8 protein-coding genes are annotated in these 9372 nt (G+C 33.4%); 4 read left to right on the top strand and 4 right to left on the bottom strand.

Annotation, left to right across the window (positions count from 1 at the left end):
* The 3 genes from QZ357_RS08665 to QZ357_RS08675 all read left to right on the top strand — a co-directional run.
* Positions 1 to 199 (top strand): 2-oxo acid dehydrogenase subunit E2 (locus QZ357_RS08665; protein WP_290776245.1); only part of this gene is annotated, 199 nt, incomplete at its 5' end.
* 13 nt (positions 200 to 212) lie between these two features.
* Entirely contained in the window at positions 213 to 1574 is a 1362-nt protein-coding gene (gene lpdA / locus QZ357_RS08670) for a dihydrolipoyl dehydrogenase (protein ID WP_290776246.1), read from the top strand.
* Between the two features lie 12 nt (positions 1575 to 1586).
* Positions 1587 to 4049 carry a thiamine pyrophosphate-dependent enzyme gene (locus QZ357_RS08675; RefSeq protein ID WP_290776248.1) on the top strand — a complete coding sequence of 821 codons (2463 nt, stop codon included), beginning with the start codon at positions 1587 to 1589 and terminating at the stop codon, positions 4047 to 4049.
* 211 nt (positions 4050 to 4260) lie between these two features.
* Here QZ357_RS08675 and QZ357_RS08680 read toward each other — a convergent pair whose 3' ends face one another.
* The 4 genes from QZ357_RS08680 to QZ357_RS08695 all read right to left on the bottom strand — a co-directional run bounded on the left by QZ357_RS08680 (position 4261) and on the right by QZ357_RS08695 (position 6883).
* Positions 4261 to 4833: a hypothetical protein gene (locus tag QZ357_RS08680; protein WP_290776250.1), complete on the bottom strand. Its 573-nt coding sequence runs from the start codon at positions 4831 to 4833 to the stop codon at positions 4261 to 4263.
* Positions 4834 to 5004: 171 nt separating this feature from the next.
* The gene (locus QZ357_RS08685; RefSeq protein ID WP_290776252.1) at positions 5005 to 5997 is read right to left on the bottom strand and encodes a lipoate--protein ligase; all 993 of its coding nucleotides are present in this window, start codon (positions 5995 to 5997) and stop codon (positions 5005 to 5007) included.
* Positions 5998 to 6000: 3 nt separating this feature from the next.
* A complete protein-coding gene (locus tag QZ357_RS08690) occupies positions 6001 to 6279 on the bottom strand; it encodes a hypothetical protein (RefSeq protein WP_290776254.1) in 279 nt (92 codons plus the stop codon).
* A gap of 55 nt (positions 6280 to 6334) precedes the next feature.
* Positions 6335 to 6883, bottom strand: coding sequence for a Sir2 family NAD-dependent protein deacetylase (locus tag QZ357_RS08695; protein ID WP_290776255.1), 549 nt, complete (start codon positions 6881 to 6883; stop codon positions 6335 to 6337).
* 571 nt (positions 6884 to 7454) lie between these two features.
* Here QZ357_RS08695 and QZ357_RS08700 point away from each other — a divergent pair.
* Positions 7455 to 9372 (top strand): hypothetical protein (locus QZ357_RS08700; RefSeq protein WP_366934147.1); only part of this gene is annotated, 1918 nt, incomplete at its 3' end.

The following is a 9372-nucleotide window of genomic DNA, read 5'->3' on the forward strand; positions in this document are numbered from 1 at the left end:
CCCACCTCAAACAGGTATTCTCGGTGTTTGTGGACTAGAAGATAAAATAAAAGTTGTGGATGGAAATATTATTCCTTACAAAGCAATGAATTTATCTCTCACATGTGATCACAGAGCTGTTGACGGAGCAGATGCGGCAAGATTGTTAAAAGATTTATGCGAAGCGCTAGAAAATTTTTCTGCTTTGCTTGCTAAATAGGAGGTAGTTTTTTATGTATGATGTAATCATTATAGGTGCAGGCCCGGGGGGATATCTTGCAGCCGAAAGGATATCCGCCGAAGGCAAAAAGACTTTGCTTATCGAAAAAGAACATATTGGCGGAGTATGTTTAAACGAAGGTTGTATCCCCACAAAAACACTTTTATATTCCGCAAAACTTTATGACGGAGCACTTCACGGAGAAAAATACGGTATAAAGACAGAAAAGATAAGCATAGACCATAGCGCCGTAATCGACAGAAAAGATAAAGTCGTAAAGACTCTTGTCGGAGGAGTTTCTATGACATTAAAATCAAAGAAAGTTGAAGTGGTTATGGGAAATGCCGAAATAAAAGAGAAAAAAGACGGTAAAATTCAAGTAGAAGTAAACGGTGAAATAAAAGAAAGTACATATTTAATTATTGCAACGGGATCTGACAGTGTGAAACCTCCTATTCCGGGTGTAAAAGAAGGTCTTGAAGAAGGGTTTGTAATTACTAACAAGGAAATACTCAAACTAAAAGAAGTACCAAACGAACTCATCGTAATAGGCGGAGGAGTTATAGGTCTTGAGATGGCAAGTTATTTTAACAGTATAGGAAGCAAAGTAACCGTTATAGAAATGATGAATAAAATAGCAGGACCTACAGATGAAACCATCTCCGATATACTAAAAAAAGAATATGAAAAAAAAGGCATTAAATTTAACCTCGAATCCAAAGTCACAAAAATAGAAGACAAAAACGTTTACTTTGAAAAAGACGGTAAGGAAAGTAAGATTAGCGCCGATAAGGTGTTGTTATCAATAGGAAGGAGAGCCAATATTAACGGAATAGGTCTTGAAAATCTGAATGTATATACCGAAAAAGGATGTATAAAAGTAGACGAAAAACAACAAACCAATGTGGCGAATGTATATGCCGTAGGAGACTGTGTCGGGGGAATTATGCTTGCACACACGGCATACAGAGAAGCAGAAGTTGCCGTTAATAACATAATGGGCAGAAAGGACAGAATGAAATACAAAGCCGTTCCAAGCGTTATTTATACCAATCCGGAAATAGCTTCTGTGGGAGAAAGCGAACAAAGCGCAAAAGAAAAAGGATTGGATGTAATTGTAAAGAAACTTCCTATGCAGTATTCCGGAAGATATGTTGCAGAAAACGAGGGAGGAAACGGAATTATAAAAATCGTAGTAGATAAAAAATGGAACACCCTCATAGGGGTACATATAATAGCAAATTACGCCAGCGAAATTATACTTGCGGCGGCAGCCATGGTTGAGAGTGAAATGGATATTGAAGAAATAAAGAAAATCGTTTTCCCTCACCCAAGTGTCGGAGAAATAATAAGAGAGGCTGTATTCACTATATAAGGAGAAAGTAAAATGACAAAAAGTTTATATGTTGATCCAAATGAAGTCAGAAAAAAAGGCACAATAAAGTTTGAAGATATAAAAGTTAATGACTATCAAAAAAAAGTAAAAGATGTTTTAGATGAATTTTCTGTGGATGAATTTAAAAGAATTTACAGAGATATGTGGTATATCAGAGAATTTGAAACAATGCTTAACTTAATAAAAACGAGAAGCGAATACGAAGGAATGGAATACAATAATCCGGGACCTGCACATCTTGCCATAGGGCAGGAAGCCGCATATGTAGGTCAGGCATATGATCTTACAATCAACGACTATTCTTTCGGCTCACACCGTTCTCACGGCGAAGTTTTGGCGAAGGGTTTATCTGCCATAGAAAAATTAAGTGATGAAGAATTAACCAAAATAATGGAAGATTTTGATGACGGCAGAATTTATAAAATAATAAAAGAAAATACACAATCAACTGATGTAAAAGATATAGCAAGAGAATTTTATCTATACGGATTTTTAGCAGAAATATTCGCAAAAGAAACAGGATTTTCAAAAGGACTTGGAGGCTCAATGCACGCATACTTCTTGCCTTTCGGGCTTTATCCGAACAATGCCATTGTAGGAGGTTCTGCTCCTATAGCAACGGGAGCGGCGCTGTACAAAAGAGCAAATCAGAAAAAAGGTATAGTAATTGCCAATTGCGGAGACGGAGCAATAGGCTGCGGTCCTGTATACGAATCGATGAACTTTGCTTCTATGGATCAGTTCAGAGAATTATGGGAAGACGGATTCAACGGTGGACTTCCTATAATTTACAATGTATTCAACAACAGTTACGGAATGGGCGGACAAACCAAAGGTGAAACAATGGCTTACGGTATGGTTGCAAGACTGGGGGCCGGTGTTACTCCTAATCAGATGCATGCAGAAAGAGTCGACGGATACAATCCACTGGCTGTCATAGATGCATACAGAAGAAAAAGAAAAATAGTAGAAAACGGAGAAGGACCTGTTCTTTTGGAAGTTGTAACATACAGATTTTCAGGACATTCTCCTTCAGATGCATCGACCTATAGAACAAAAGAAGAAGTAGCCGCATGGGAAGAACAGGATTCAATAATCGATTTCGGGAATCAAATGATTGAAGCAGGAATATGCACAGATGAAGATTTGAAAAATATTGAACTTGCCGTAAGAGAAGATATTAAAAAAGCAGTTAAACTTTCAATTGATCCGGTAATATCTCCAAGAATGGATCTCGACAATCATCCTGAAATCATGGAAAATATTATGTTTTCAAATGAAAAGATAGTAAATAGAGATGAAAGCCGAGTTCCTGAAATAAACCTTGAAGATAACCCAAGAATAAAAGCAATAGAAAGAAAAGTAAGAAGTGCATACGACGAAAACGGCAAAAAAGTATCCAAAAACAAAGTTTTCCAAATAAGAGATGGTTTATTTGAAGCAATAGTTGAAGGATATAAAAACGACTCAACTCTTATAGCTTACGGCGAAGAATGCCGTGACTGGGGCGGAGCCTTTGCCGTATACAGAGGATTAACCGAAGCTCTTCCTTACCACAGATTATTCAACTCTCCTATTTCCGAAGCTGCCATAGTCGGTACGGCTGTAGGTTATGCAATGGCGGGAGGAAGAGTTATAGCAGAACTCATGTACGCCGATTTTATAGGAAGATGCGGAGACGAAGTATTTAATCAAATGGCAAAATGGCACGCAATGAGTGCGGGAGTTCTTAAAATTCCTGTAATATTAAGACTTCCTACCGGTAATAAATACGGCGCACAACATTCACAGGATTGGAGCGGACTTTGTACTCATGTTCCGGGACTCAAAGTAGTTTATCCGAATACGCCTTATGATGCAAAAGGTCTTATGAATTCTGCTCTTAGGGGAACAGATCCGGTTATATTTGTCGAAAGTCAAAAGATGTACGATAAAGGAGAGGAATTTGAAGAAAGCGTTCCTGAAGGTTATTATGAAATAGAATTTGGTGAACCGAGCATAAAGAGAAAAGGAAAGGATGTTACAATCCTTACAATCGGACCTACATTATACACTGCTCTTGAAGCAGCAGATAAGCTTGAAGAATATGGAATAAGTGCAGAAGTAATCGATGCAAGAAGTCTTGTTCCGTTTAACTATGAAAAAGTAATAGAATCGGTTAAGAAAACAGGTAAGATAATCCTTGCTTCCGATGCATGCGAAAGAGGATCTTACTTACAGGATTTTGCAAGCAATATCACAAGACTCGCTTTTGACTACTTGGATGGTCCTCCTGTTATCGTTGGAGCAAAAAACTGGATTACTCCTGCCCATGAACTCGATCATAATTTCTTCCCTCAAAGGGATTGGATTATAGACGCATTTCATGAAAATATAATGCCTATCCCGGGATATACACCAAAGCATAATTTTACTCCTACGGAACTAATCAGACAAAATAAACTGGGAGTCTAAAAATAAAAAGAAAGTTCTTTTATAAGGACTTTCTTTTTTTATTTCAACTATAATATATAGATTATTTCCATAAAAGTATATACTCTTTACTTAAAAGTTATCTTGCGCCTTATTTATCTAAACAAAGTATGCCATCTAGCAAAATCTTTATGACAAATAAAAAGAAGCAGAACTTTGCTTCTTTTTAAATATTATATTTAATTACAGAATTTTATGCCTCTTGTAAGGATTCTTCTTTTGAATCTTTTTCTTTTTTATTGTCAGTGGCATTATTATTATCTTTATCTATAGCTTCTTTTTCGTCTTTTGCACGCTGTTTTTTCTCTCTTTTTTCTCTTAGCTTTTCTTTTTCCTTTTCCTGTTTAAGAAGCTTTTTTTCTTCTCTCTTCTTGGCTTTTTCCGATAACTTATTATTGTACTGTTCTATTTCTTCCTTGGTAACAACAATTTTCTTTGCTTCAAGCTTTTCCTCATTTTCTTTATCATATCCGACAAAACCGCAAAGTAACTGCGTTTTTATAAATATCTTGTTATAAATTAATGCAAATATAAAATTCAAAACAAAATATACACACGCAAATCTATAAAATGAGGTAACGGAAGTAACAACAGGAAACTTCCCAACAATATAATTAACTACAAACTGCGAGCCAAACATAACCATGGTCCATTTAAAATCAGCTCTCCACAGAGGAACAAAAGCCCCAAAAAACAAAGTTGTAAAACTAAAACCGCTTTTACATACTTTCACTCTGTTCTCATTATTTTTTAGTCTGATTTTCATTCTGAACCCCTCCTCATTAATATTCATATGATATCACAAATTTAATCAAATATAAAAAAAATTGTAAAAATTTATCGCATTTTAAGCAATTTACAATAAAATCTTAATAATTGAATATTTTATATTTATATATTTATGTAATGCAAATAAAAAAAGACTATTTAATAGTCTTTAATTAAACAACAAAGATATAAAGTCTTTATTCGTAAGATTCAATATGTATTCCCCTATGTCAATATCCTTAAAGACATCTTCCACATCTTCTTTTTTATACCTTAATCCGGTCAATATGTTCTCAAGTTCACTCGTTTCTTTTAAAGAAAAATAATCGCCTCTTATGTTAATATTTTTGATTCTTCCCTCTTTAACATTCATCACCGCTTCTATTAATCCGCAGCCTTCAATTTTAATTTTGTTTTTTCCGGTAAATGCAGGAGAATAACCATAATTAAATTCCCATGTACCGTATTTTTCTTTAACCAAATTTTCTATATTTTTAATATCTTCCTCATCCAGTTCGTAAAGCTGTATGTCCATGCTTGCAAAAATTTCATCCAATATCAAATCCCGCAAATCATATATATCAATTTCTCTGTTTATTTTATCCTTTATGTTACAAACTCTGCTTCGTACTGATTTTATCGCTTTGGATTCGATTTTCACCTTATTTACATTAAGAGCATTCACCAAAGCCTCTACATTAACGTCATACATAAGAGTTCCGTGATGAAGAACTTTGTTTTTACCGATCATCTGTGCATTTCCGCTTATCTTTTTTCCGTCAATCAATATATCATTTCTTCCGCTCAAATAAGCTTTTGCACCGAGTTTGTTTAGTACGGAAATGACAGGCTTCGTGTATTTTTCAAAATCTATCCCCTCTATATCATCATTTTTCTTTGTAACAAAAGAAAAATTCAGATTTCCTTTATCGTGGTAAACAGCTCCTCCGCCCGTGTTTCTCCTCGCAACAACAATACCATTTTCTTTTATATATTCTTCATTGATTTCTTCTATAGTATTTTGATGTTTCCCTATTATAACCGAAGGTCGATGTATATAAAAAAATATATAATCATCTTGAAATTTTTCATTACTCATTAAATAATTTTCAAATGCCATATTGTAATAAGGTATATCAAAATCCGTTTTTATATATTTCATAAATTAAAGAACTTCTCCGGAAAAAAGTATATTTGTATAAATTTCGTCATCAAACCCTTTTTTTGTATAAATTGTAATATTTCCCAAACAGGTATCATATCTGGCAAATTTGTTTACAACCCCGTTTGTTTCTATCATGGTATATTTAACCAAAGCACTTAAAATATCTTCCAAAAATTCATCGTTGTATTTTTCAAGTTGTGCAAATATATCCTGACTGCAACCTAAAACCCCGAGTTTTTTATTTGCCATAAATATTCCTTGTAAATAATCATCTTTCATTGATTTAACCTCCTAAGAAAACAATATAATAATATTCTTTCCCAAGATACTATTTTTATTGTGTTAATTCTTCCAAAATTTTTCTCACGTTTTTCTGAGCATCTTCCTGAATTTCTATCACTTTTGCGCCTCTGCTTTTTGCTACCATTCTAAGGTCCCCGGCTATTGCAGTATGCATAGATGCTCCGATAACCAAGAACACATCCCCCTCTTTCATGCTGTACACAAGATCATAAGCTTTCTGATAATTCGGAGCAGGGTCTCCGTAAAGAACCGGCTTATTGTAGAGGGTGTAAGCTATATCCATCTCATCATCTTCCGGCAACCCTCCATGAAGTTCAAGAGGATCACTTCCCGCTTTTCTGTGAAGTCCGTCTATATTCATGGTAATTATCGGTATATTATATTCATAAAGAGCAAAGTGAGCATCATTTGGCTCAGCACCGTTCATATTTGCTTTTAACTCTTTTATAGTCTCATTGTACTCTTTAGGATTAGATATCGCAAAACTTCTGAACAGTTTCTCTCTTACTTCCGGTTTTTCCATAAATGTCGGTATATTGCTTTGTTTTGAAATACCGGCACCTGTAAATGCAATAATCATTTTAATCATCCCTTATCTTTTTTTATCATTATACCGCCTTAAGAATGTAATTTCAATAAATTGTATTTTATTTATGGTCAGAAAATATTTATACATAGCAAAAGAACCCCAACAGGGTTCTTTTATTTTTTATGATTATTCAAACTCAAATATGCTTTATAATATACACTTTACAATATACGTCATTTAATAAATACTTCATAAAACAAATAAAATTACAATTTACAAAACAATAAAAGGCCTTTTCTTAAACAATGATTAATGATGTTATATACAAACCACAATACATTTTAGATTGGGATAAAGGTATAGATAAAATAATTAAAAAAACAATATTATATGTAATTAAAAATAGACATTTATTGTTATATAAAGTATAATATTTGTGACATTGATGATACATTGTAAGATACTTTGATTTTTTACTTGATATTATTAAATTTAAGTATTTATATTACATTTTATATTCAGTTATGAAATATTTTTTATTTATAACAAAAGTATACTTTTTTACGGTTTACATATAGCTTACAATGTATTTGACTTCAATATATAAGGAGGAACTATAAACATGAACTTAATTAAAAGGTTAATGGTATATTTGCTTATACCTGCTATGGTATTAAGCATGATACCTCAAACTGTATTTGCACAAGAAAAAGTTACTTCTTTACTTAAATATGAAGTTACACAAGAAATGAACGAAGATAAAACAGAAGTAACGATTTCACTAAAGGTTACTGATACAGAAAATATTCAGTTAGAAAAAGCAACATTGCCAGATGGTACAGAAAAGACAGAAGATTTGTCTGTCGTTACTTACAATGTTTCTGAAAATGGGAAATATGATTTTAAAGTAAACTATGTAATGGATGGTACACAACAAGAAGAAACAATTCCTGTTGAGGTATCTGGATTGAAAGAAAAAGATAAGCTGAATACCAATGAAAATAATGCAAATATATTACAAAAAGTTAAGAGCGCTAATTCTGATAAAGCAAGCCCTAAAAATATAAAATATATCCATTTAAATAGTCATGATGGTGATGACAATAACGATGGACTTACAGAAAAATCAAGCGTTAAGACATTTGCAAAAGCAAAATCATTAATTCAAGATGGAGACATTATTTTAATTGATAGCTATGTAGAAATCATGCAAGATGAAATATGGAACTTAAAAGAGTTTCCAAATTCAAAGGTACAGCGTAATTGCTCAATGAATATGATAGAAATTAATGATAAAGCTTCATTAACTTTAAGTAATATTCGGATTGACGGAAGTCATTATCAAGGAATTATTGATGATGCATTTGAATCGATAATTCGCATGGGCGAACCACAAGGAGATGCAACTAATTCTAGTGTTTTAGTATTAAACTCAGGTGCAATTCTTGAAAATAATATTAACTCAGGAGGTTATGGTGGTGCAATTAATGCTAATAGTTATAATAAAATAACTATAAACAAAGGTGCTTCGATTCAAAATAACGGAACAGTAGAAAAGAAAGAAGCTCCAATTTACGGAGGAGCAATTAATCTAGAAAATCATTCTGAATTAATCATGAATGGTGGAACCATCAGTAACAATCATGCTGTTACTGGCGGCGCAGTTTCAGTAATTGCATCTTCTATGACTATGAAAGGTGGCTCGATTATCAATAACTCTGCTAATAATAAGAATTCATTTGCAGGTCATTATGGTGGAGCTATTTGTTTGCGTAATTACGCAGACATTTCAGGAGCACCTGCATATGAGATTAAAGGTGAAACAAGTTTCACAATGACAAATGGTACCATTTCAGGGAATGAAGCAACTTATAGCAGTTCTAACGGAGATAAAGGTTTAGGTGGAGCAATAGCTAGTTTTGCAGATTATACAAAAGGTTGCGAAAGCAATCCTAAGATTAAAATTAATATAACAGGTGGAAACATTACTGAAAATAAAGCAATCAATGGAGGAGCAATCTCCGCATATTTTGAAGCAACAGATGTTAATATTTCAAATGCAAATATTTCTAATAACGAAGCTGTATCCCAAGGAGGAGCTATTTACGGAGTGTTTAACTCAAAAATCAATCTAGAAAATACTGTTATTTCAAAAAATAAAGCAGCTGGGGGCGCAGGTGCATATTTATATGCTTCAGAAATGACTATGAAATCTGGAGAAATAAGTCACAATAATGCTAGTCATTATGGAGGTGGTATATATATTGATAGTCCTGCTTGGAACAATAAAACTGCTACTTGTACTATACTTGGAGGAGCAGTCAAGTCCAACACTGCAACTAAAGGCAAAGGTAGTGACGGTATTTATCAAAACAGCAAATTAAATATTGGTGAAAAAGCTCTAGTTAATAAAGACAATGACGTCTATCTTCCAAGTAATCGAGTTATCGATGTTATAAAACCGCTTAAGAACATTACACGAAAAAATAGTGTTTCTATTACAAGTGAAGATTGTGTTATAGAAGATGCACAAAATAAAG

The organism is Anaerofustis sp. (assembly GCF_019420015.1).
Classification (GTDB): domain Bacteria; phylum Bacillota; class Clostridia; order Eubacteriales; family Anaerofustaceae; genus Anaerofustis.